General features: G+C 59.9%; 27 protein-coding genes. 16 read left to right on the forward strand and 11 right to left on the reverse strand.

The features are described 5' to 3' along the window. Positions 1-3: 3 nt before the first annotated feature. From BB029_RS07350 to recX, 9 genes are all read left to right on the forward strand, one after another. The gene (locus tag BB029_RS07350; protein ID WP_065938715.1) at positions 4-1,467 is read left to right on the forward strand and encodes a hypothetical protein; all 1,464 of its coding nucleotides are present in this window, start codon (positions 4-6) and stop codon (positions 1,465-1,467) included. Next, positions 1,467-1,850 carry a phage tail protein gene (locus BB029_RS07355; protein ID WP_065938716.1) on the forward strand — a complete coding sequence of 128 codons (384 nt, stop codon included), beginning with the start codon at positions 1,467-1,469 and terminating at the stop codon, positions 1,848-1,850. The genes BB029_RS07350 and BB029_RS07355 overlap by 1 nt, the downstream gene beginning before the upstream one ends. After that, complete coding sequence (locus BB029_RS07360; RefSeq protein WP_027604555.1) at positions 1,843-2,055, forward strand: tail protein X; 213 nt, start codon at positions 1,843-1,845, stop codon at positions 2,053-2,055. The genes BB029_RS07355 and BB029_RS07360 overlap by 8 nt, the downstream gene beginning before the upstream one ends. A 9-nt stretch (positions 2,056-2,064) precedes the next feature. After that, positions 2,065-3,075, forward strand: coding sequence for a contractile injection system protein, VgrG/Pvc8 family (locus BB029_RS07365; RefSeq protein ID WP_065938717.1), 1,011 nt, complete (start codon positions 2,065-2,067; stop codon positions 3,073-3,075). 22 nt (positions 3,076-3,097) lie between these two features. Continuing rightward, positions 3,098-3,655, forward strand: coding sequence for a glycoside hydrolase family 19 protein (locus BB029_RS07370; RefSeq protein ID WP_065938718.1), 558 nt, complete (start codon positions 3,098-3,100; stop codon positions 3,653-3,655). Beyond that, positions 3,643-4,143 (forward strand): lysis system i-spanin subunit Rz, encoded by a 501-nt coding sequence (locus BB029_RS07375; RefSeq protein ID WP_065938719.1) that lies wholly within the window; start codon positions 3,643-3,645, stop codon positions 4,141-4,143. Before BB029_RS07370 ends, BB029_RS07375 begins: the two co-directional genes overlap by 13 nt. Before the next feature lie 81 nt (positions 4,144-4,224). Beyond that, a complete protein-coding gene (locus BB029_RS07380; RefSeq protein WP_027604550.1) occupies positions 4,225-4,725 on the forward strand; it encodes a CinA family protein in 501 nt (166 codons plus the stop codon). Positions 4,726-4,808: 83 nt separating this feature from the next. Then, entirely contained in the window at positions 4,809-5,867 is a 1,059-nt protein-coding gene (recA, locus tag BB029_RS07385; RefSeq protein ID WP_065926514.1) for a recombinase RecA, read from the forward strand. 8 nt (positions 5,868-5,875) lie between these two features. Further along, positions 5,876-6,343: a recombination regulator RecX gene (recX, locus tag BB029_RS07390; RefSeq protein WP_012722522.1), complete on the forward strand. Its 468-nt coding sequence runs from the start codon at positions 5,876-5,878 to the stop codon at positions 6,341-6,343. A 264-nt stretch (positions 6,344-6,607) separates the two neighbouring features. Here the strand turns inward: recX and BB029_RS07395 are convergent, their stop codons facing one another. Next, positions 6,608-7,720 carry a TIGR00730 family Rossman fold protein gene (locus BB029_RS07395; protein WP_065926513.1) on the reverse strand — a complete coding sequence of 371 codons (1,113 nt, stop codon included), beginning with the start codon at positions 7,718-7,720 and terminating at the stop codon, positions 6,608-6,610. Positions 7,721-8,097: 377 nt separating this feature from the next. After that, positions 8,098-8,538 carry a PA3611 family quorum-sensing-regulated virulence factor gene (locus BB029_RS07400; protein ID WP_027604548.1) on the reverse strand — a complete coding sequence of 147 codons (441 nt, stop codon included), beginning with the start codon at positions 8,536-8,538 and terminating at the stop codon, positions 8,098-8,100. Between the two features lie 179 nt (positions 8,539-8,717). Between BB029_RS07400 and BB029_RS07405 the strand changes: the two genes are divergently transcribed. The 3 genes from BB029_RS07405 (at position 8,718) to BB029_RS07420 (ending at position 10,778) form a co-directional block, all read left to right on the forward strand. Then, entirely contained in the window at positions 8,718-9,437 is a 720-nt protein-coding gene (locus BB029_RS07405) for a tRNA-uridine aminocarboxypropyltransferase (protein WP_065938720.1), read from the forward strand. A gap of 252 nt (positions 9,438-9,689) precedes the next feature. Then, positions 9,690-10,340, forward strand: a complete 651-nt coding sequence (gene erdR / locus BB029_RS07415) for a response regulator transcription factor ErdR (RefSeq protein ID WP_065926510.1) — start codon at positions 9,690-9,692, stop codon at positions 10,338-10,340. A gap of 75 nt (positions 10,341-10,415) precedes the next feature. Beyond that, positions 10,416-10,778 (forward strand): diacylglycerol kinase, encoded by a 363-nt coding sequence (locus BB029_RS07420; RefSeq protein ID WP_065938722.1) that lies wholly within the window; start codon positions 10,416-10,418, stop codon positions 10,776-10,778. 3 nt (positions 10,779-10,781) lie between these two features. Here BB029_RS07420 and BB029_RS07425 read toward each other — a convergent pair whose 3' ends face one another. After that, positions 10,782-11,708: a LysR family transcriptional regulator gene (locus tag BB029_RS07425; protein WP_065938723.1), complete on the reverse strand. Its 927-nt coding sequence runs from the start codon at positions 11,706-11,708 to the stop codon at positions 10,782-10,784. Positions 11,709-11,832: 124 nt separating this feature from the next. On the opposite strand from BB029_RS07425, the gene fpr reads away from it, so the two are divergent. Beyond that, complete coding sequence (gene fpr, locus BB029_RS07430) at positions 11,833-12,612, forward strand: ferredoxin-NADP reductase (protein ID WP_003172178.1); 780 nt, start codon at positions 11,833-11,835, stop codon at positions 12,610-12,612. A 116-nt stretch (positions 12,613-12,728) separates the two neighbouring features. Here the strand turns inward: fpr and tsaA are convergent, their stop codons facing one another. The 7 genes from tsaA to BB029_RS07465 all read right to left on the reverse strand — a co-directional run bounded on the left by tsaA (position 12,729) and on the right by BB029_RS07465 (position 17,491). Continuing rightward, the gene (gene tsaA / locus BB029_RS07435; protein WP_065938724.1) at positions 12,729-13,424 is read right to left on the reverse strand and encodes a tRNA (N6-threonylcarbamoyladenosine(37)-N6)-methyltransferase TrmO; all 696 of its coding nucleotides are present in this window, start codon (positions 13,422-13,424) and stop codon (positions 12,729-12,731) included. A 3-nt stretch (positions 13,425-13,427) separates the two neighbouring features. After that, a complete protein-coding gene (locus tag BB029_RS07440; protein WP_027604540.1) occupies positions 13,428-13,889 on the reverse strand; it encodes a DUF1456 family protein in 462 nt (153 codons plus the stop codon). 69 nt (positions 13,890-13,958) lie between these two features. Further along, the gene (locus BB029_RS07445) at positions 13,959-14,669 is read right to left on the reverse strand and encodes an rRNA pseudouridine synthase (RefSeq protein ID WP_027604539.1); all 711 of its coding nucleotides are present in this window, start codon (positions 14,667-14,669) and stop codon (positions 13,959-13,961) included. Positions 14,670-14,740: 71 nt separating this feature from the next. Beyond that, the gene (locus BB029_RS07450; protein ID WP_065938725.1) at positions 14,741-15,214 is read right to left on the reverse strand and encodes a GNAT family N-acetyltransferase; all 474 of its coding nucleotides are present in this window, start codon (positions 15,212-15,214) and stop codon (positions 14,741-14,743) included. Positions 15,215-15,314: 100 nt separating this feature from the next. After that, positions 15,315-16,655: a 30S ribosomal protein S12 methylthiotransferase RimO gene (gene rimO, locus BB029_RS07455; RefSeq protein WP_003231334.1), complete on the reverse strand. Its 1,341-nt coding sequence runs from the start codon at positions 16,653-16,655 to the stop codon at positions 15,315-15,317. Between the two features lie 180 nt (positions 16,656-16,835). Then, the gene (locus BB029_RS07460; RefSeq protein ID WP_043293399.1) at positions 16,836-17,171 is read right to left on the reverse strand and encodes an addiction module antidote protein; all 336 of its coding nucleotides are present in this window, start codon (positions 17,169-17,171) and stop codon (positions 16,836-16,838) included. Next, positions 17,168-17,491 (reverse strand): type II toxin-antitoxin system RelE/ParE family toxin, encoded by a 324-nt coding sequence (locus tag BB029_RS07465; RefSeq protein WP_065938726.1) that lies wholly within the window; start codon positions 17,489-17,491, stop codon positions 17,168-17,170. The genes BB029_RS07460 and BB029_RS07465 overlap by 4 nt, the downstream gene beginning before the upstream one ends. 413 nt (positions 17,492-17,904) lie before the next feature. Here BB029_RS07465 and BB029_RS07470 point away from each other — a divergent pair, with 413 nt between their 5' ends. The 3 genes from BB029_RS07470 to BB029_RS07480 all read left to right on the forward strand — a co-directional run bounded on the left by BB029_RS07470 (position 17,905) and on the right by BB029_RS07480 (position 21,591). Then, on the forward strand, positions 17,905-19,806 hold the full coding sequence (locus BB029_RS07470) for a potassium transporter Kup (protein WP_065938727.1): 1,902 nt from the start codon (positions 17,905-17,907) through the stop codon (positions 19,804-19,806). Positions 19,807-20,028: 222 nt separating this feature from the next. Continuing rightward, positions 20,029-21,135 (forward strand): NADH:flavin oxidoreductase/NADH oxidase, encoded by a 1,107-nt coding sequence (locus BB029_RS07475; protein WP_027604534.1) that lies wholly within the window; start codon positions 20,029-20,031, stop codon positions 21,133-21,135. A gap of 270 nt (positions 21,136-21,405) precedes the next feature. Continuing rightward, positions 21,406-21,591, forward strand: coding sequence for a hypothetical protein (locus BB029_RS07480; protein ID WP_065926501.1), 186 nt, complete (start codon positions 21,406-21,408; stop codon positions 21,589-21,591). Positions 21,592-21,638: 47 nt separating this feature from the next. On the opposite strand, the gene BB029_RS07485 is transcribed toward BB029_RS07480, so the two are convergent. Then, positions 21,639-23,264 (reverse strand): glucan biosynthesis protein D, encoded by a 1,626-nt coding sequence (locus BB029_RS07485; RefSeq protein ID WP_065938728.1) that lies wholly within the window; start codon positions 23,262-23,264, stop codon positions 21,639-21,641. Positions 23,265-23,276: the final 12 nt, after the last annotated feature.

Genomic DNA, 23,276 nt, shown 5'->3' on the forward strand with positions numbered 1-23,276 from the left:
GGGATGCAAGAGACTCAATATCAGACCAGGCTCGCCCAGGAAGACAAGCGCTGGATGATCGGCGATGTGGAACTTGGTAATGTGCTCGCGCCGTTTTCCGCAAGCCTTGCCACACCTCTGAGTCTGAAGGCGACGCCGCAGCCGCAGCCGGAACTCAGCTCGGCGCTGATCACCGTCAGTGTGGATATCAACGCCTTGACCCTGGAGCAAGTGCGGCTGCGTGAGACACTGGAAACGCTCAACAGCACGTTGTTCGTTACGAGCGGAGCACTGGCGGGCCCGGCTGGCGGCTCCATCAGCAGTGAAACGAAAAGCACGCCGGAAGGAAAAGCGTCTGCCGACGAATCCTCGATCACACAGTTGCTCAAGTGGTCGGGTGAAGGCCTGGCGGAGTCGGCCAGGACCAAGGTTTCAGACAAAGCACTTGAGGTGACGCTTGGTAAAATTCCCGGCGTCGGCGCGTTGTTCAAGGGCGCCAGCAAGGGGAGCGACGGTTGCTGCCCAGGCGTCAGCGAGGCGCTACGTGGGCGTGAGCGCTTCGGACCAAAGTACACGAGCGGGCGCAAAAAATCGGATAGACCAAGGTTGGCGAGGTTGGGGAACACTTCTACCTCCAGCAAAGCGACCAGTGGGTTTAACTCGACGGTGCGCAACCTGTTCGAGAAGGTGAGCAAGGTGTTGGAAGCCCCACGATTAGGCTTTCATGGCGGCGCAACAACTCAACGAATCTCCCCAAGCCCAAGCCCGCCGGACACTTGGCAGGGGAGCAATGTCGTGCGCAATCTGGCGTCAGGCAAGGGCGTCGGGTTAATTGACGCGTTGGAACGAGGCTTGGTTCCGATGCCCGTCCAAGTGGGCGTGAATACTCCCAACCCTATATCGCCCAGCCCTTTGAGGCATTCCACTGGGGAGGTTGCCCGCGTACCAACGCCGGCAACCTCCCGCCTGGCTGACACGATGATCCGGCTGGAGTCGGTCGGAGCCCGCCGTCTCGGTCCGCTGCGGTACGTCGACGCTGCACTCAATGTGGTTCAAGGTATACGCAACGGTGACGTAAACGCCGTCGGCTCAGGCCTCAGCACCGCCGGTGGTGCCTGGGCCGGTGCCTCCGCAGGCGCCGCTATCGGCACTCTGATTTTCCCCGGCGTTGGCACTGCTGTCGGTGGCGCAATCGGTGGTTTGCTCGGCAGCGAGGCAGGCAGTTGGCTCGGTGACAAACTGTTCGGCTCAACGGATCGCCTGCCTGCGCCCAATGCGGTGAGCAAGGAACTCAACAGTGCACGCACGGACAACGTGCAAGTGACCCTCGCCCCGAGCATCCAGATCACCGGCGTCAACCCCGCCGACGCCCAGCAGGTCGTCAACCAGGTAATCCAAGCCTTGCAGTTCCAATGCATGCCGATGGTCACCGACACCCTGGGCATCCGACGCAACGCGGCACTGGCCGATCCTCCAGGAGGTGATTGATGCGACAACAAATGGTACTCGGCGACTTTATTTTCGGCTTGTCTCGAGGATTCGCCTATTCCTCGTTGGTCCGTGCCAGCGATGGCGGCTGGAGTGACCTGGCGATTATTGCCAGCAAGTCGCAGTCGCGGCAGAGCGGTCAGAAGCTGGAAAAACTCACATTCGGCGGCACAGCCATGTACGGCGTAGGCATGCAACGCCTGGACGAATTGCGCGCGCTGCAAAATGCGCGAGCGCCATTGCCCCTGGTTGACGGTATCGGCCGTAACTGGGGCTTGTGGCGGATCAATTCGATTGTGGAAACCCAGAGCAATGTCATCGATGACGGCACCGCCATGGTCATGGCCTGGACGCTGGAGCTGGAGGAGTTCGTCAATGCGTAGAGTGCGAAGTATTGCCGGTGATTCGGTCAACCTGTTGCTTTATCGCGAGGTGGGCCGTTGCGACGACACGGCGGAGGAAACCCTCTGGCGCCTGAACCCCGAGCTTGCCGAATATGGCCCGGTGCTGCCGGCCGGCGTGTGGGTGATCGTGCCTGAACTGCACGCTCGGCCCGGAGCTGTGCGACCCGTTTTGGCCTGGGATTAAGGAGGCTGCATGGCACAGGGATTTACGCCTATCGTGGAGTTTTATGGCGCCAACGCGGCGCTGCTCAATCAACGCTTGATGCACTGGAGCCACACCGACGCCGCGGGCATTGAGACCGACCGGCTGGAGCTGACCCTCAATATCGAGGGGCTGGACGGTCTGCCCACGCTGAACGGCAAGATCGGTTTGCGTGCCGGTTACCTGGAATCGGGGTTGGTGGAAAAGGGCGAGTTTGTCGTCACCCAACGCACACCGGTGCTGTTTCCCATGCGCTTGATGATCGTGGCCACCGCAGCGCCCTTCAGCGTGGTCGATGCAACGGGTTACCGCCAGCGTCGATCCGCCAGCTACGGTCCGACCACCCTGGGCGCGCTGTTTCGCCAACTGGTCAGTCGTCACGGCTATTCACCGCGAGTGGCGCCGGCGCTGGAGGGGATTGCTATCGCGCACATTGACCAGTCCAACGAAAGTGACATGGCGTTCATTTCGCGCCTTGCCCGACTTTATAGTGCAGTCACCAAACCGTTCAACGAACTCTATGTATTGGCCGAAGCCGGCCAAGCCAAATCGCTCTCCGGCCAGCTGTTGCCGGAAGTGAAGCTGTCCGTGACGGATGACAATCGCCCCGGTGAACAAAGCTTTATCACCGCCAAGCTCGACGAAAAATCCCGCTCGAAATACGAAGGCTGCCGTGCCAGTTGGTGGGATGTCTCCGCCGGCAAGCAGCGCGTCGTCCAGGTGGGGAATGCACCGTTCAAAACCTTGCGCCAACGCTACCAGAACGAAGCCGAGGCCCGCGCCGTTGCCGAAGGCGAGCTACGCCGTGTGGGGCGTGAAAATTTGAAGTTGCTGATCGATTGCCCGGGCAATCCATTGTTGGCCGCGGAAGGCCTGTTAGTGCTGGATGAGAGCTGGCCCTCCTATATGCAGGGGCGCTGGTCGATAAAGCAGGTGGTTCATGTCGGCGATCCGGTGACGGGATACCGCAGTTCGATCACGGCCGGTGGGTTGTCGATATAGCTACTTTTCGAGAGTAAAACCAATGGTGATAACACTGCCCCAGCTGCTTGACGTTATGCCGGATGCCCGCCTTAGAGCGGGCGTTTTTTTAATGCCCTTGAATGCGGCGTTCGTTCGCTTCGAGATCAACCGTGCCAAACGCATTGCCGCCTTCCTCGCCCAGATCGGCCACGAATCCGGTGAGCTGCGTTACGTGCGCGAACTGGGCAGCGATCACTACCTGGGCAAATACGACACCGGCAGCCTGGCCGCACGCCTGGGCAATAGCTCCGAATCGGATGGCGATGGCCAGTTGTACCGCGGCCGAGGACTGATCCAGATCACCGGTCGGCGCAATTACCTGGCATGCAGCCAGGCGCTGTTTGGTGATGACCGTCTGTTACGGGAGCCGATGTTGCTGGAGCAACCGCAATGGGCGGTTGAGTCGGCCGCCTGGTTCTGGCAGGTCAATGGCCTGAATGAGCTGGCCGACAAGGACCAGTTCACCACCATTACACGGCGTATCAATGGTGGGTTGAATGGGCTGGAGGATCGCTTGCGGCTGTGGGCGCGGGCGAAGGCGGTGTTATGCGTTTCCTAGGGGCCTACCAATTGATCGGTGCTTGCCTGTTGGTGGCGGGGACCTGGCAGGTGCAGGCCTGGCGCTTGGGGGTACAGCTTGAGCGCCAGGCTTCCGCCCATGCACAGGCGCTCAGCCAGCAACGCCAGGCGGCCTTGCATCAACAACAGGCTGAACAAGACAAACGGCTGGCCCTGGAGCAACAGCTCAGTGCCAGCGACCAACAGCATGCTCGGGAGTTAAGCGATGCCCAACGTAACCAGGCTGCTCTGCGCGACCGCCTGGCCACTGCTGATGTGCGGTTGTCAGTCCTTCTTGACGCCACCGAACCCACCAGTGGCTGTGCAATGCCAACCGCCACCGCCACCACCGGCCTGGTTCATGCAGCCGCACGAGCCCGACTTGACCCGGCGCATGCTCAGCGAATTATCGGCATCACCGATGCCGGCGACCAGGGACTGATCGCGCTTCGCGCTTGCCAGGCGTATGTGCGCGCTGTCGCCCGCTGATCTCTTGTTCCAGCCTGTCGCTTGCATGAGCGATCTGCTCCTGTAGGGTAGGCAAACCCCCGCCCACTTCTGGAGACCGTCGTGAAGGAAATCACTCAACTTGCCGCTGACCTGGGCCGCCGCCTGCAGGTGCTCAATGCCCACGTCACCACCGCGGAATCCTGTACCGGTGGCGGTATCGCCGAGGCCATTACGCGGATCCCGGGGAGTTCGGCCTGGTTCGAGGCGGGGTATGTCACCTATTCCAATCGGCAGAAGACCCGGCAGCTGAATGTGCCGGAAACGTTGTTTCCAAAGGTTGGGGCGGTCAGCCAGGAAGTGGTGGAGGCCATGGTGCGCGGCGCCCAGGAGAAAAGCCTGGCGCGCTTTGCCGTGGCGGTCAGCGGTGTGGCGGGGCCCGATGGTGGTTCGGTGGACAAGCCGGTGGGCACCGTGTGGCTGGCCTTTGGCGTTGGCGAGGAGGTCACGGCCGAGCTTCAGCACTTCCCCGGCAACCGCGATGAGGTCCGCCGACAAACGGTGAAGGCCGCGCTGGAGGGCTTGTTGCGACGAGCTGCAGCAGAAATAGAAAATCAGGGGTAGGCGATCTCCGATCTTTGTGGAACAATACTGTCTACTTATACAGGTGTTGGCCGTCAGGCCTTATTGATTACGTGAGGACTTTAATGGACGACAACAAGAAGAAAGCCTTGGCTGCGGCCCTGGGTCAGATCGAACGTCAATTCGGCAAGGGTGCCGTAATGCGTATGGGCGATCACGACCGTCAGGCGATCCCGGCTATTTCCACTGGCTCTCTGGGTCTGGACATCGCGCTCGGCATTGGCGGCCTGCCAAAAGGCCGTATCGTTGAAATCTACGGTCCTGAATCTTCCGGTAAAACCACCCTGACCCTGTCGGTGATTGCCCAGGCGCAAAAAATGGGCGCTACGTGCGCATTCGTCGACGCCGAGCACGCCCTGGATCCTGAATACGCCGGCAAGCTGGGCGTCAACGTTGACGACCTGCTGGTGTCCCAGCCGGACACCGGTGAGCAAGCCCTGGAAATCACCGACATGCTGGTGCGCTCCAACGCCATCGACGTGATCGTGGTCGACTCCGTGGCAGCTCTGGTACCCAAGGCTGAAATCGAAGGTGAAATGGGCGACATGCATGTGGGCCTGCAAGCCCGCCTGATGTCCCAGGCGCTGCGTAAAATCACCGGTAACATCAAGAACGCCAACTGCCTGGTGATCTTCATCAACCAGATCCGCATGAAGATCGGCGTGATGTTCGGCAGCCCGGAAACCACCACCGGTGGTAACGCGTTGAAGTTCTACGCGTCGGTTCGCCTGGACATCCGCCGTACTGGCGCGGTGAAAGAAGGTGACGAGGTGGTCGGTAGCGAAACCCGCGTCAAGGTCGTGAAAAACAAAGTGGCTCCGCCTTTCCGCCAGGCTGAATTCCAGATTCTCTACGGCAAGGGTATCTACCTGAACGGCGAGATGATCGACCTGGGCGTGCTGCACGGCTTCGTTGAAAAATCCGGTGCATGGTATGCCTACAATGGCAGCAAGATCGGTCAGGGCAAGGCCAACTCGGCCAAGTTCCTGGCGGACAACCCGGATATCGCTGCCACGCTTGAGAAGCAGATCCGCGACAAACTGCTGACCCCAACACCAGACGTGAAAGCTGCCGCCAACCGCGAGCCGGTTGAAGAAGTAGAAGAAGCCGACACTGACATCTGAAGTAAACGATGACCGTTGTACTGGATACACTCGTCGCCGTTCGGCGCACCGCAATGGACCTGCTCGCTCGCCGCGAGCATGGTCGAGTCGAGCTGACGCGTAAACTGCGTCAGCGCGGCGCGGAACCTGAGATGATCGAAACCGCCCTTGACCGTTTGACGGAAGAGGGGCTGCTTTCGGAATCCCGTTATCTCGAAAGTTTTGTCTCCTACCGAGCCCGTTCCGGCTATGGCCCGGCGCGTATTCGCGAAGAGCTGAGCCAGCGCGGTTTACAGCGAGCCGATATCGACCTTGCCTTGCGTGAGTGCGGTATCAGTTGGCAGGCACAACTGGAAGACACCTGGCGCCGCAAATTCTCGGGTCATCTCCCCATTGATGCCAGGGAACGCGCCAAGCAGGGGCGCTTCTTAAGTTATCGCGGTTTTTCGATGGAAATGATCAGCCGCTTATTAAGTGGCCGAGACATGGATGACTGAACACCTTGTTGTGTGGTGAACGGCCTTGTTGTGTGGTGAATAGGCTTGTTGTTTGTTGAATGGGCTTCTTGTGTGGTGAATGGGCTTGTTGTGGTGAGCGGGCTTGTTTGTGGTGAGCGGGCTTGCCCCGCGCTGGGCTGCGAAGCAGCCCCAATGGCCTCACCTTCGATCTAAACCTGAAACACCAAACCTGAAGCCCCCAAAAAAGGCCCGCTATGAAAATAGCGGGCCTTTTTGCGTTTCTGGATTCTGCATTTCTGGATTTCACGCCGGCTGCGGCGCTACCCGCTGTTGCGTCTTCCCCTGAGCCTGCGCCCAGTTCTCCGGCAAGTTGATGTAATCCACCAGCTCCCGCAACCGGCCCTGGTCGCGGCCATTGAAGTTGAACACCAACCGCGTCAAATGGCTGAACTTCGGCTCATCATGCTCCTCGCCCGTATAGGCAAGCTGCTGGAATTCTCCGCTCAATCGCAGGCTGGCAAATTCACTCTGCAAATGAGCCAGAGCTCGATCGCTGAGCGGGTGGTTCATGCGCACCACAAACTCACGTTTCAACCAGCGCGTGGAATGGAAGTTGGCATAGAACTGATTGATCTCTTCCACTGCCTCTTCAGCGCTGTACACCAGGCGTACCAGCTTGAGGTCGGTGGGCAGGATGTAGCGATTGGCTTCCAGCTGGCTACGGATAAAGTCCAGGGCGCCTTGCCAGAAACCGCCACCCGGCGCATCCAGCAACACTACCGGCACCAGCGGGCTTTTGCCGGTCTGGATCAGGGTCAATACTTCCAGGGCTTCATCCAGGGTGCCGAAACCACCGGGGCACAACACCAGCGCATCGGCTTCCTTGACGAAGAACAGTTTGCGGGTAAAGAAGAAGTGGAAGGACAGCAGGTTCTCGGTGCCATCGATGGTCGGGTTGGCATGCTGTTCGAACGGCAGGGTGATATTGAATCCCAGGCTGTGTTCCAGGCCTGCCCCTTCATGGGCCGCCGCCATGATCCCACCGCCGCCGCCGGTGATTACCATCAGGTCCGAACGGGCCAGTGCGGCACCCACCTCGCGGGCCAAGGCGTACAGAGGGCTTTCCACCGGGGTGCGTGCAGAGCCGAACACCGTGACCTTGCGGCGCCCCTTGAACTGTTCGAGTACGCGGAAGGCGTGGTCCAGTTCGCGAATGGCTTGCAAGGTGATCTTGGCGTTCCAGCGGTTGCGGTCGTCCTGGGCCATGCGCAGCACGGTCAGGATCATGTCGCGATACAGGGGGATATTCGGGCTGTTGGGGGCGATCTGCTGGAGCTGAGCTTCAACCTGTTGCGTAAGGTCGGCCCCGTTTTCTTCAAAATGCCGGAGCAGGCGGTCATTCGGTTCGTAAGGCATTCAACTTCTCCTTCTTCACAGAGGCTGGGCCAACGGCGAGAGATTCGTCCGGGGGCCACGACACTGCATGTGTCGCTGCATACCAAGGCATTGCACGTGTTCGCCAGGCAGCAAACGGGCTCTGTATATTCCTTGTGATTTAAAAAACCTTTGCACTGCATGACGCAGGAGGGCAACCCTCTTTTGCCCTGGAAATGTTACAGAACGGTGTGGAAGCCGTGATGAACGGGCGGTCGGGATGACTTGATCATGGGCCGAAAAACCCTTGGCTGGCAACCGCTTATTGGTCACTCGACAGGGAGTTCAGCTGAACTGCAGGGAAACGGAGCAGGGGCGTGCGCGCTACTGAGCAGCAGCGCGCGAAGGGCAAGCGAAGATTACTTTTTCTTCTTGGCGGCAGCCGGTGCCGGGCAATCCGCTTCCACGAATTTCACCGATGCCACAGGGCGGTTGGTCTTGTTCTCGGTGATTTCATAGCGCATCACTGCGCCCTTGGCCATCAGCTCGCGATAACCTTTGTTCAGGCACACGCTTTGCCCCAGCTGGAAATACACCGCCTTGGGGTTGGCGCGCATCTGTTCGGCGCGATCAGGCAATACGCTGAGGTGATCGATCAGTTGCATGCCCTCAACGGTGTAGGCCACTTCCAGGGTTTTTTCGTCGATTTCCCGGGGCAGGTCCTTGTTGCTTTCAGTCGCGACGCTTTGCAGCTTCCGGTTCATTTGGGCCTCCAGCAGCGAGGCCGCCTGGGCGCCCACGGGCAGTACCAGCGCAAGTGCGATGGATGGGGCGGCAAGACGCAGCATGGAACGCAGCATGAAACTCTCCTGATTCGGTTACTGGTGCATAGACCAGCCACTGCGCTGTGCGTTCAGTGGCGCGCAATTATAGGTGACCCCTTGCCACTACAGCCAGGCGTATCGCTGGTAAACTGCGGTCACTTCAGCCTTCCACGAGTTTTCTCCGTGTCGATCTACCCCTCTGTACGGCGCATCCGATGAGCCACGCCGTCTCCCGCCTGCGCACACAGCGCCTGGCACGCGCGATCAAGCCCTTCGTCAATCGAGGCTCCCGTGCCGAACGCTGCCCCGGCTGCCGGGTCATCCCCGAATACTGCCTGTGTGCCTGGCGCCCCCAGGTCGCAGCCAGGTCCGCCATGTGCCTGTTGATGCACGATGTCGAACCGATGAAACCCAGCAACACCGGCTGGTTGATCGCCGACGTGGTCGAGGACACCACGGCATTCGCCTGGTCGCGCACCGAAGTCGACCCGGATTTGCTCACTCTGCTCGCTGACCCGCAGTGGCAGCCCTATATCGTGTTCCCCGGCGAATTCGTGGCGCCCGAGCGTGTTGTCAGTACCGTGGCGGTGGCAGAAGGCAAGCGCCCGCTGTTCATCCTGCTGGATGGCACCTGGAGCGAAGCGCGCAAGATGTTTCGCAAGAGTCCCTATCTGGAGCATCTGCCGGTATTGAGCCTGGCGCCTGAGCAGCTTTCGCGCTACAAACTGCGCCGCTCCAAGCGTGATGACCATTTCTGCACCGCCGAAGTCGCCGCCCTGTGCCTGGAACTGGCCGATGACGCCGCTGCCAGCGAAGTACTGGACGCCTACCTCGACGTATTCAGCACCCATTACCTGGCCGCCAAGTTCCAGTTGCCACTGGACCCGACCGACTGCGTCCATACTCGTCTGGCACCCTATATACCCACGCTATAGCCAGACGACGTTTGCATGATGGCACCGTAAACCTGCATGCCGCTAAAATGCCCATGGGCGTAGTGCTTGACCCCCCAGGCTGCGCTGGGCATGCTGAGCGCCGATTGGGGTGCAACCGTGAGTTTTCGACGTCGTTCCAAGTGCTTTTGACGTTGAACGTACCCTGTGGCGATGGCTGCCTGGCCGTCGCCTTGTGTATTGGTGAACCCCGAACTCATCGGGGCTGCCATAAAAAACAGGATCATTTAATCAATGGCCACATACGAAATCCTGATAGCCGATGACCACCCGCTGTTTCGCAGTGCGCTGCATCAGGCCGTGACCCTGGGCCTTGGCCCCGACGTGCGCCTGGTTGAAGTGGCCAGCATTGCCGAGCTGGAAGCCCGCCTTACCGAGAAATCCGATTGGGACCTGGTGCTGCTCGACCTGAACATGCCCGGCGCCTACGGTTTCTCGGGGCTGGTGCTCCTGCGTGGGCAATACCCGCAGATCCCCGTGGTGATGGTCTCTGCCCAGGAAGACGCCGACGTGGTGGTGCGTTCCAAGGAGTTTGGCGCCAGCGGCTTCATTCCAAAGTCCAGCGCGATGGAAGATATTCAGAAGGCCGTGCGTGCAGTGTTGGACGGTGATGTGTCCTGGCCGCCGCAGGCATTCGAACACATCAACGTGTCCGACGAAGCCAAGGCCGCCCGTGATGGCTTGGCCAGCCTGACACCCCAGCAGTTTCGAGTGCTGACCATGGTCTGCGAAGGTTTGCTGAACAAGCAGATCGCCTATGAGCTGAGTGTGTCGGAAGCGACCATCAAGGCGCATGTCACGGCAATCTTTCGCAAATTGGGGGTGCGCACGCGGACCCAGGCGGCGCTGCTCTTGCAACAACTTGAGTCAATTGCTCAGCATTAAGTTGTTACCGATTCACGCTTTTTTGACTTTGCGTGATCTAGTTTCCCCACTTCTTTGGTTCAGTTGCCTACGTCTATGTCGCCTTTCAAGGGTCAAACCGGTCTCAAACGTATCTTCAATGCAGGGGGCTATTCCCTGGATGGCCTGCGCGCGGCTTTCACCGGTGAGGCGGCGTTCCGTCAACTGGTCTTGTTGAACGTCATCCTGATCCCGCTGAGTTTTTTCCTGCACGTCAGCCGTGTTGAGCGCGCGCTGCTGATTGCGGTGTGCCTGTTGGCCCTGATCGTTGAATTGCTCAATTCGGCGGTAGAAGCGGCGATCGACCGTATTTCCCTTGATCGCCACCCCTTGTCGAAAAACGCCAAGGACATGGGCAGCGCTGCGCAATTCGTGGCGTTGACCATGATCACCCTGGTGTGGGCCGTGATCCTGATCTGACGATCAGGCAATGCTCGGCAGCACGATCTCGTCGCTGCGCTGAACCCCGGCGGTGAAGGTCCGACACAGTTCCAGGAACTCTCGCATGGCCGAGGTCTGGTATTTCTGTTTATGCCAGATGAAGTAGAACTGCCGGGCCAGGTCCAGGTCCGGGGTTTCTACCGGCACCAGGCTGCCACGGCGAAATGCATCGCGCAGCGCCAGCCGGGAAATGCACCCGATGCCCAAACCCGATTCCACCGCCCGTTTGATCGCCTCGGTGTGCTCCAGCTCCAGGCGGATATTCAGCGCGCTGCGGTGATGGCGCATGGCCTGGTCAAAGGTCAGGCGCGTGCCGGAGCCTTGTTCCCGCAGGATCCAGGCCTCATGGGTCAATTCTTCCAGGGTGGCCACGCCGCGCTTGGCCAGGGGGTGCTGAGGTGCACAAAACACCACCAGCTCATCTTCCACCCAGGTTTGCACCTCGATATCGGGGTGGCTGCAGTCGCCTTCGATTAGACCCAGGTCAATTTCGTAGTGCGCAACCTGATGCACGATATTGGCAGTGTTCTGCACATGCAGCTTCACCTGGCTTTCGGGGTGCTGCTGCATGAAGCTGCCGATCAGCAGGGTGGCCAGGTAATTGCCAATGGTCAGGGTAGCGCCGACCGCCAGGGAGCCGAAGCCGGACTTACCGTTGAGCAGGTCTTCGATCTCCTTGGCCTGGTCCAACAGCGCCACCGCTTGAGGCAACAGCTGATGGCCCAAGGCGTTGAGACTCAGGCGCTTGCCGGCACGGTCGAATAATTGGCAGCTGGATTGGCGCTCCAGCTCGGTAATCGAGGTGCTGGCGGCGGATTGAGATAAGGCCAGAAGGCCAGCAGCGCGGGAGACGCTTTCCTGCTGGGCGACGGCGACGAAGACTTGCAGTTGACGGAGAGTAAATCGCATATCGATATAACCGATAACCCTTATCTTAATAATCCAGTTAACAGATATTGTCGCCGCCATTAGAATGCTGTGCAATTGCGCACTTCATCTTTGGCGCAGACCCATTTCCAGGAGTCCCCCGTACATGAGCAACATGAACCACGAGCGTGTCCTCAGTGTTCATCACTGGAACGACACTCTGTTCAGCTTCAAGTGCACCCGCGATCCGGGCCTGCGCTTCGAGAACGGTCAGTTCGTGATGATCGGCCTGCAACAGCCCAACGGCCGCCCGCTCATGCGCGCTTACTCCATTGCCAGCCCGAACTGGGAAGAGCATCTGGAGTTCTTCAGCATCAAGGTGCCGGATGGCCCGCTGACTTCCCAATTGCAGCACTTGAAGGAAGGCGACGAGATCATCATCAGCAAAAAACCGACAGGCACCCTCGTGCTTGACGATTTGAAGCCGGGCAAACACCTCTACCTGCTCAGCACCGGTACTGGCCTTGCTCCGTTCATGAGCGTGATCCAGGACCCGGAAACCTACGAGCGCTTTGAAAAAGTGATCCTGTGCCACGGCGTGCGCTACGTCAACGAAGTCGCTTACCGCGAGTTCATCACCGAGCACCTGCCGCAGAACGAATTCTTCGGCGAGGCCCTGCGTGAGAAGTTGATCTACTACCCGACCGTGACCCGCGAGCCATTCGAAAACGAAGGCCGCCTGACCGACCTGATGCGCAGCGGCAAGCTGTTCAGCGACATCGGCCTGCCACCGATCAACCCAGAGGACGACCGCGCCATGTTGTGCGGCAGCCCAAGTATGTTGGACGAGACCAGCGAAGTGCTGAACAGCTTCGGCCTGAAGGTTTCGCCGCGGATGCGTGAGCCGGGTGATTACTTGATCGAGCGCGCGTTCGTCGAGAAATAACTGCGGTAAAAAATGTGGGAGGGGGCTTGCTCCCGATGGCGGTGGGGCAGTCGATATACACGTTGACTGATCCATCGCCATCGGGAGCAAGCCCCCTCCCACATTGGGTTTCCGGTTTATCCCGCTGGCACCACTTCCAACACACAAATCATCCCGGCCTCTGGATAGTGCCAGCGCACATCCACATCCCAGAACTGCGCCCCGTATTCGCGTTCAGGCCCTGGCGTCTGGTACGCCGGCCGTGGATCCTGTGCCAGACACTGATCGATCAACTCCACCAACGGCTCCCCAAGGCGCTGGGCATGGCCTTGTGCCTGCTGCAGTGCGCTCTTCAGCCACTGCACCGGAATCAGTTGTGGTGCACCACTGGCGATGCTGTTGGTGGCTGTGTCGATGATATCGGCGTAGGGCACATACGGCTTGATATCCAATACCGGGGTGCCATCGAGCAAATCGATCCCGGAAATCCATAGCCGGCCCGGCTCCACCTTGTCCAGCTTGACCACTGACTGGCCAATCCCGTTGGGCCGATGAGTCGCGCGGGTCGCAAACACCCCCATGGACGTGTTGCCACCCAGGCGGGGCGGGCGCACTTTCAGGCGGGGCTTGTCTTCCAGGGCCTGGTGGAACAGAAACAACAGCCACACGTGGCTGACCTGCTCCAGGCCCTGTACCGCCTCGCCCTGGTCGAACGGCGCCACCAACTCCAGCACGCCCCGCGCGGCAGGCGCCAGTTGCGGTTGGCGCGGGATGGCGAACTTCTCCTTGAAGCAGGAGCGTACGAAACCGACCGGCGAGACCTGGTAACCCATGGCTTACGTGCGAACCCGCAGCGTCAGGCCCTTGAGGAAGTTGCGCAGCAGCTGGTCGCCACAGGTGCGGTAGTTGGTATGGCCGAACTTGCGGAACAGTGCGCTCAGTTCAGGCTTGGACACCGGGAATTCGGCAGCCTTGAGGATGGCGTGCATGTCGTCCTCCTTCAGTTCGAAGGCCACACGCAGTTTCTTGAGGATGATGTTGTTGGTCACCGGGGTTTCGATCGGCTGCGGCGGACGGCTTTCGTCCTTGCCGCGCTTGAAAATCACCAGGCCATCGAGGAAGTGGGCCATGACCTCATCCGGACAGAACACAAAGCCTTCTTCCTCGTCTTTCTTGAGGTAGGTCAGCAGGTCTTCCTTGGTCACGTCCATGCCGCCGAGCTTGATAAGCTCGACCATCTTGTTGTCGCTGATGTCGAGCATGTAGCGCACGCTGCGCAGTACGTCGTTGTGAATCATGGTGGGCAATCCTGGTTTTCAACGGTGGGCGCCGCCGGGTGGGGCGGTGCCTGGAAAGGGGGAGGCTGTTTAGAACTTTTCTTTGCCGGACAGGTAACGCCATTGGCCAACCGGCACTTTGCCGATGGACACGCCGCCGATGCGAATGCGGCGGATAGCGACGACTTTCAGGCCAACGGCTTCGCAGAACAGGGCGATCACGCCCGGTTGCGGGTTTTTCATCGCAAAGCGCAGGCGATTTTCGTTCTGCCAGCTGGCTTTTACGGCTGGCAGCTCTTTGCCTTTGTAGGTCAGGCCGTGGTTCAGGCGGTTGAGGCCGTGGGCAACCATGTCGCCTTCAACCTCCACCACGTATTCCTGCTCGATCTTGGCGGCATCGGCGGTCAACTTGCGCAGAATCTTCCAGTCCTGGGTAAACACCAGCAGGCCGCTGGCCTTGGCTTGCAGGTCGGCGCTGGCGGTCAGGCGCAGGAAGTGGCCCTTGAGCGGACGCTTGCTGAAGCGGTGTTCCTCCGAGAGGGTTTCGGCGCTGATCGAGGCCATTGCCGTCTCAGCATCTACACCAACCGGGGCGTGGAACAGGATGGTCACCGGCTCTGGCGCAGTGGCCTTGGCCTCCGGGTCCAGTTCGACCTTCTGGGTGGTGATCTTGAATTGCGGCTCGTCGATCACTTCACCGTCCACCGAGACCCAGCCGCCTTCGATAAACAGCTCAGCCTCCCGACGGGAGCAACCGACCAGTTCGATAAGGCGTTTGGAGAGGCGTATGGGGTCAGTCATGACAAGGGCCGTAACAAAAGGGGGCGGCTATTGTACCTGTGTGGGCGCGGTTAATCCCGGCCCCATTTCATTTAGCCCTGACGGGCGTTTTGTTGTTGCTGGCGCAGGCGCAGGTGCAGCAACGGATAGGGCTGCCCCAGGCCGTCATGCTCGGTGCGTCCGACCACTTCGAAACCCTGCTTGAAATAAAACCCCAAGGCTTGGGGGTTCTGCTCGTTGACGTCGAGTTCGTCGGCGTTCATGCGCTCGATTGCATAACGCAGCAACTGCCGGCCGAGGCCTTGCCCGCGGTATTGCGGGTCGACGAACAGCATCTCCACCTTACCGCACGCCACCCCGGCAAACCCGGTGATGCGTTGGCGCGAGTCACGGGTGCAGATCAGCATCACCGAATCCAGGTAGCGGGTCAGCAGCAGGTTTTTCAGCAATACGATGTAACTGTCCGGCAAAAAATCATGGGTGGCCCGCACCGAGGCCTCCCAGATGCGCGCCAGCTCTGCGTAGTCGCTGGCTTTAGGTGTGTGGATAACTGAATGCTGACGCATGCCCGCTGCCCCTTGCGTTGATTGGCGCTGATGGGCAAAACGATAGACCTAAAAAAGCCCCGCATCTTGTCCAGAAGCAGGGCTTTTCAAGTTTTTTCGATCAGTCGCGCTTTTCAGCCCACAGATCGTACTCATCAGCGTCGGTCACGGTGCACCAGACCTTGTCACCCGGCTTCAAGCCGCTGGCATCGTCGATAAACACGTTACCGTCGATTTCCGGTGCATCGAAGAAGCAACGGCCGACTGCACCTTGCTCGTCGACTTCATCGATCAGCACTTCGATTTCCTTGCCGATACGCAGTTGCAGGCGCGCCGAGCTGATTGCCTGTTGGTGCGCCATGAAGCGCTCCCAACGGTCCTGCTTGACGTCATCCGGGACCACGGCCAGGTCCAGCAGGTTGGCCGGGGCACCTTCCACGGGCGAGTACTGGAAGCAACCCACACGGTCCAGTTGCGCTTCGGTCAGCCAGTCCAGCAGGTACTGGAAGTCTTCTTCGGTTTCGCCGGGGAAGCCGACGATGAAGGTCGAACGGATGATCAGCTCGGGGCAGATCTCGCGCCAGTTCTTGATGCGCGCCAGGGTCTTGTCTTCGAAGGCCGGGCGTTTCATGGCCTTGAGCACTTTCGGGCTGGCGTGCTGGAACGGGATGTCCAGGTACGGCAGGATCTTGCCGGCGGCCATCAACGGGATCAGCTCGTCCACGTGCGGGTACGGATAGACGTAGTGCAGGCGCACCCACACGCCCAGGCTGCTGAGGGCTTCGCAGAGTTCGGTCATGCGGGTTTTCACCGGCGCGCCGTTCCAGAAGCCGGTGCGGTATTTCACGTCGACGCCGTAGGCGCTGGTGTCCTGGGAGATCACCAGCAGCTCCTTGACGCCGGATTTGACCAGGCGCTGGGCCTCGTCGAGTACATCACCCACCGGGCGGCTGACCAGCTTGCCGCGCATCGACGGGATGATGCAGAAGCTGCAGCTGTGGTTGCAGCCTTCGGAAATCTTCAGGTACGCATAGTGACGCGGGGTCAGCTTGATGCCTTGGGGCGGTACCAGGTCGATCAGCGGGTTGTGATCCTGGCGCGGCGGCACCACCTCGTGCACGGCATTGACCACCTGCTCGTACTGCTGCGGGCCGGTCACGGCCAGTACGCTGGGGTGCACGTTGCGGATATTGCCTTCTTCCACACCCATGCAGCCGGTCACGATGACCTTGCCGTTTTCCTTGATGGCTTCGCCGATCACTTCCAGGGACTCTGCCTTGGCCGAGTCGATAAAGCCGCAGGTGTTGACCACCACCACATCGGCGTCCTGGTAAGTGGACACGACGTCATAGCCTTCCATACGCAGTTGCGTGAGGATGCGCTCGGAATCGACCAGAGCCTTCGGGCAACCCAGGGAAACAAAGCCAACCTTGGGGTTGGCTTTTGCGATGGTGGTGGACATGTCTAACCTCGGTATTGAATGACGCCGCCAGTCGGGCACGACAGGGCTGCGGACGGGCGCTTGCTGCGCCTCTGATCAAAAAGTGCGCAATTCTAGCGACGGGCAACGCACTTGACCAGCTTTATGCAGGGAAATGCGACGAGTGTTGTGTTGGGTGAATCGCCCAGCCCTTACACGTTCTTAAGCCCGGACGTCCTGCTCTGTGCGGTGCGTTACAACTTTAGACATGCCCACACCTAACGCCTGAAGCACTTTCAGGAGAGTGGAAAGCTTTGGGTCGCCGCCGACGCCGAGGGACCTATAGAGATTTGCTCTATTGAGGCCCGTGTTCTGCGACAGACTGAGCATCCCGCCGCGAGCGTCCGCCACTCGACGGATAGCGACAAGGAACGCGTCTTCCCCACCCGCTTCATCGATTTCCTCAAGCGCGACAGATAGATATTCCAAGGCAAATGCTTCGTCGTCTCGGAGCATTTCAAGAACACTATCTTCATGAGAACGAGTACGAATGGTCATTTTTGCTGCACCTTGTAAGATTTCCAGAGGGCCTTGGCCTGATCAATGTCGTTCTGCTGCCTGGCCTTTGAGCCGCCGCCCAACAGGAAAACAATTTTTCGATCCTGGATTGCGTAATACACACGAAACCCAGGCCCGAAGTCGAGTTTCATCTCAAAGACCCCGTCACCCACCGACTCGGTAACACCAAAGTGGCCAAGGGAAGCTCGATCCACTCTGGTGGTGATTCTTGCCTTTGAACGCGTGTCTTGCACGGTGTCCAGCCAAGCCTGGTAGATATCCACCCCGTTGACTGAAAGTACGTGTTTCACTTCGTACATGCGGAATGTACCTTAAAAGAGACAGAGCAATGATTGAGTTTTTATATCGACTACGCACGTGATGCAGGCGCGCGATTTATTGATCAGGCAAGGTGGCCAAGGAGCTTGCGCATACACCGCTGAGGCTGCGCTACTGAGCCGGGCGGAAAATATACGGTTGGCCGTAAATGTGATCAATGCAGGCAAAAAGGCTCCAAAATGCCGCTTCATCTACGACTGACGGTGTAAATCGATACCCGAATCACTTGAGCAGGGAAATACGACGACCGCTGCGCTATGCTTCGCGCCGTTGCGCACGGGGAAAACCCTTGGGTCAATAAAACGTCTGTTACGAGAAGTAAAACAGCGCATGCTAGGGTCAGCTTAGACGCGCTGTTTATAAGAGACCTCAGGTCAAAGGGCAGGAGTGGTTGATGGGTCAGGCAATTAGTCAGGCAGCAGGTGCCGAGCATTCCAACGCGAAGCCGATCGGCATGCTGGTGGCAGCGGTCGGGGTGGTTTACGGCGATATCGGTACCAGCCCGCTCTATACCCTCAAAGAGGTGTTCAACGGTGGTTATGGGGTGCAGGTCAACCATGACGGTGTGCTGGGGATCCTGGCGCTGATCTTCTGGTCGTTGATCTGGGTGGTGTCGATCAAATACATGCTGTTCGTGCTGCGCGCCGATAACCAGGGCGAAGGCGGCATCATGGCCCTGACCGCGTTGGCGCGAAGGGCGGCGGGGGAGCGCAAGAAGTTGCGCAGTTTCCTCGTGGTGTGCGGCCTGTGCGGTGCGGCGCTGTTCTATGGCGACAGCATGATTACCCCGGCGATTTCGGTGCTGTCGGCCATTGAAGGCCTGGAACTTGCGTTCGACGGCCTGGAAAAATGGGTGGTGCCGATCGCCCTGGTGGTGCTGGTGGCGCTGTTCCTGATCCAGAAGCACGGTACCGACCGCATCGGCAAGTTGTTCGGGCCGGTGATGGTGACCTGGTTCCTGGTGTTGGGTGGTCTCGGTGTGTATGGCATTACCCTGCACCCTGAAGTGCTCAATGCCCTGAACCCGATGTGGGGCGTGCGTTTCTTCGAGGCCCACCCTGGCATTGGCGTGGCAATCCTCGGTGCGGTAGTGCTGGCGTTGACCGGTGCCGAGGCGCTGTATGCCGACATGGGCCACTTCGGCCGCAAGCCCATCGCCCGCGCCTGGTTCATCCTGGTGTTGCCGGCGCTGGTGCTCAACTATTTCGGCCAGGGCGCCATGCTGCTGGGCGACCCGGAAGCCGCACGCAACCCGTTCTACCTGCTGGCGCCGAGTTGGGCGCTGATCCCGCTGGTGGTGTTGTCCACCCTGGCCACGGTGATTGCGTCCCAGGCGGTGATTTCCGGTGCGTTCTCGTTGACGCGCCAGGCGATCCAGTTGGGTTATATCCCGCGCATGCATATCCAGCACACCTCAAGCGCCGAACAGGGCCAGATCTATATCGGTGCGGTGAACTGGTCACTGATGGTCGGCGTGATCCTGCTGGTGCTGGGTTTCGAGTCCTCCAACGCACTGGCGTCGGCCTACGGCGTGGCGGTGACGGGGACTATGTTGATGACCACGATCCTGGTGTCGGCAGTCATGCTGTTGCTGTGGAAATGGCCACCGATTCTGGCCGTGCCGGTCCTGGTCTGCTGCCTGTTGGTGGACGGGCTGTACTTCGCGGCCAACGTGCCGAAGATCATTCAGGGCGGCGCCTTCCCGGTATTGGCGGGGATTGTGCTGTTCGTGCTGATGACCACCTGGAAGCGCGGCAAGCAATTGCTGGTGGACCGCCTCGATGAAGGTGGCCTGCCGTTGCCGATCTTCATCAGCAGCATCCGCGTGCAGCCGCCGCATCGCGTGCAGGGCACGGCGGTGTTCCTTACCGCGCGCCCGGACGCCGTGCCCCATGCGCTGTTGCACAACCTGTTGCATAACCAGGTGCTGCATGAACAGGTGGTGTTGCTGACAGTGGTCTACGAAGACATCCCGCGTGTCCCGGCCTCACGGCGCTTCGAGGTGGATTCCTACGGCGAGGGGTTCTTTCGCGTGATCCTGCACTTCGGCTTTACCGATGAGCCGGACGTCCCCGAAGCGTTGAAGCTGTGCCATTTGGACGGCCTGGATTTCAGTCCGATGCGCACCACGTACTTCCTCAGCCGTGAAACCGTCATCGCCTCCCGCATCAAGGGCATGGCCCGTTGGCGCGAAGCGTTGTTTGCATTCATGCTCAAGAACGCCAACGGCAACCTGCGGTTCTTCAAGCTCCCGGTCAACCGAGTGATCGAATTGGGCACCCAGGTCGAAATGTAAGCCTGCGCGGTACGGGAGCCGGCAATCGGCTCCCGCTTTACGTCTGAACTCTGTGCAATCCACGGTTGTCGACTAGGCTCTAAGCACTGTTGTGTAGGAGCGGGCTTGCCCGCGAAAAACGTCACGGTAACGCGTTAATCCTGGATAGACGCGGCGCCTATGAGGCCTTCGCGAGCAAGCTCGCTCCTACAAAAGTGCCCAAAAGCCAAGAAGAGGTGCGCCATGAGCCAGCTGCTCGAACCCTATACCCTGCGCCAATTGACCCTTCTCAACCGTATCGCCGTGTCGCCGATGTGTCAGTACTCAAGTGTCGATGGCCTGGCTAACGACTGGCACCTGGTCCACCTCGGCAGCCGCGCGGTCGGTGGCGCCGGGCTGATATTCACCGAAGCTACCGCCGTAACCGCCGATGGCCGCATCACGGCCGAAGACCTGGGCCTGTGGAACGACGAACAGATCGAACCCCTGCGGCGCATCACACGGTTTATCGCCGCCCAGGGCGCGGTGGCGGGCATCCAACTGGCCCATGCCGGGCGCAAGGCCAGCACCCACCGGCCATGGATCGGCAAGCACGGCAGCGTCAAGCCGCAAGACGGTGGCTGGGTGCCGGTGGGGCCGTCGCCGATTGCCTTCGACCCGCAGCACACCCAACCCAAGCCTTTGGATGAGGCGCAGATCCAGCAAGTGATCGCCGATTTTGTCGCCGCCGCCAGGCGCGCCCTGACCGCTGGTTTTGAAGTGGTGGAAATCCACGCCGCCCATGGTTACCTGCTGCATCAATTCCTCTCGCCCATCAGCAACCAGCGGCAGGACCAATATGGCGGCTCCTTCGAGAACCGTATCCGCCTGGTGCTGCAAGTGACCGAAGCGGTGCGCGAAGTCTGGCCCCAGGAGCTGCCGCTGTTCGTGCGGGTGTCGGCCACCGACTGGGTGGAAGATGGCTGGAACCCTGATGAAACCGTTGAACTCGCGCGTCGCCTCAAAGACCTGGGCGTGGACCTGATCGACGTATCTTCCGGTGGCACTGCCGCCAACGCCGAAATCCCCACCGGCCCCGGTTACCAGACGCGCTTTGCCGAGCGTGTACGCAAGGAATCGGGCATCGCCACCGGCACCGTCGGCATGATCACCGAACCGGCCCAGGCCGAGCACATCCTCCGTACCTGCCAGGCCGACATCATCTTCCTGGCGCGTGAACTGCTGCGTGACCCTTACTGGCCGTTGCATGCCGATGATGATCTGGGCGGGCGCAAGGCTATTTGGCCGGCTCAGTACCAACGAGCGACCCACCGGGACCAACCGATCCATGAGTCTGACTTGAGGGATTGATCCTGCGTCGGCGCCCTCGAAACCCACCTTGAACCGGTGGGTTTTTTTTGCCTGCTGCTGTGGGATATGGTTGTAGGTATTTGTTACCGAAGTGGTTTTTTAAGTGAATACTCTAAAAAAATCCCACGCGTAACGAGATTGTTTCTACGCTTAGGGTACGACTGATTTCTGGCCCAGGGAGTCAGTCTGTTTGTACACCGAGGCATTGCGTTCCCCGGGAAACGGTTTGTGGGCACAGGAGTTTTTGATCGATATCAGGAGAAACAGTCCATGGCCAAGTCCTATGGTGTAGCGGGTGCGGTGGTGTCTTTTTTTACCCGCAGGGTGTCCTTGCGTGGCCGCAGGTTGAGTTCGGACGAAGCCGAGTTACTGGCGCAGTATCGCGCCCTGACCGAAAGCGATCAGGTGGCGATGCGGTATTTGATTGGAGCGATGAAGAGTGTGTCGCGGTTCTGATGGCGTGCCCGAGGATCGTTCCCACGCGAGCGTGGGAACGATCTGGATCAGGTGTACTTGCGCTGTTCCGGTGCCGGCGGGAAGTACTGATACAACCAGGTTTCACTCAGGGTGCGGTCCTGGGTGCGGATAAACAGTCGCAGTTCCACCGGCTCCACGCTGTCGCTGGTCGGGTACCAGTCGAACAGGATGCGGTAACCCTTGATGTTGTCGAGCACCAGCACGCTGAAGTCTTTCACTTCACCGTGGGAGCAGGTCACCACCGGCTCGATCCCGGTGCCGGCCGGCAAGCGGTCCAGGCCGCCGCCCTTGAAGTCCACGGCAAACCGGCGCGCCCACACTGGCGGGTAGTGCTCCCCCGGCGCCCAACCTTCGGTAAAGCCGCCCATGCCGGAACGGGTCGCATCGACTTGCGCCAGCGGCGTGCTGACCGGGGGCAGGGCGCTCCAGTACAGCTTGTAGCCATAGTTGAGTGAATCGCCGGCCGCCACCGGCTTTTTCGGGGTCCAGAAGGCCACGATGTTGTCCAGGGTCTCGCCGGTGGTGGGGATTTCCAACAGGTCGATCGAGCCTTCGCCCCAGGCGGTGGTCGGTTCGACCCACAGGCTTGGACGCTTGCTGTACCAGTCGACGGTGTCCTGGTAGCTGGCGAACTCATGGTCGGTCTGCACCAGGCCGAAACCTTTCGGGTCGGTGTCGGCGAACGCATTGAACTGCAGCTTGGCCGGGTTATTCAACGGGCGGCAAATCCACTCGCCATTACCCCGCCACATCGCCAGGCGGTCCGAGTCGTGGATCTGAGGGTGAATGGTGTCGCACATGCGGCGCTCGTGGGTGCCGCAACTGAACATGCTGGTCATGGCGGCGATGCCCAACTGTTCGATGGCGGTACGTGCGTTGATATGGGCGTCGATGGCCATCACCACCTGGTTGGCCTGGCAGTCGATATCGAAGCGGTAGGCACCGGTGGCGCTCGGCGAGTCGAGCAGGGCGTAGACCACAAAGCGGGTCGCGTTCTTGTCCGGGGTCTCGAACCAGAACTGCGTGAAATCGGGGAACTCTTCGCGTTTTTTTGCGTAGGTATCAATCGCCAGGCCACGGGCGGAGAGGCCGTACTGGCCGGTGGAATCCACCGCGCGGAAGTAGCTGGCGCCGAGAAACGACAGCACGTCATGGCGATCCAGTTCCGGCGCCTTGAACAACTTGAAGCCGGAGAAACCCAGGTCGCCGGTCAGCTGTTTGGTGTCGACGGTGGTTTTTTCATAATTGAACAGTGAAGGGCGGAAATGCACTTCGCGGGCTTCACGGGTCTTGGGGTCGACGCTGTGCATGCGCACCGGTGTCTTGAAGCCCATGCCGACGTGGAAGAACTGCACGTCGAGCTGGCCGTTCAATTCCTTCCACAGCGAATGGTTGCCGTCGTAGCCGATGGCGTTGAAATTCTGCGGGGTCATGGTCGCCAGTGTGGGCGGCAGCACCTGTCTGGTGTCTTTATACGCGGTCCCGGCCAGCTGTTTGGCTTGGGCCTTGAGCGTTTCAAAATCGAACGCCACGGCCTTGCCATCGGCGGCACGGTTCCCGGCCCAGGCCTGCGCGGCAAGCAGGCCGCTGGCCGATAAACCGGTGTAGGCCGCAATGGCCATGGAGGCTTTGAGCAAATTCCTGCGGTGCATAGAGACAACCTG

The organism is Pseudomonas sp. S3E12 (genome assembly GCF_001702295.1).
GTDB classification, from domain to species: Bacteria; Pseudomonadota; Gammaproteobacteria; order Pseudomonadales; family Pseudomonadaceae; genus Aquipseudomonas; species Aquipseudomonas marginalis.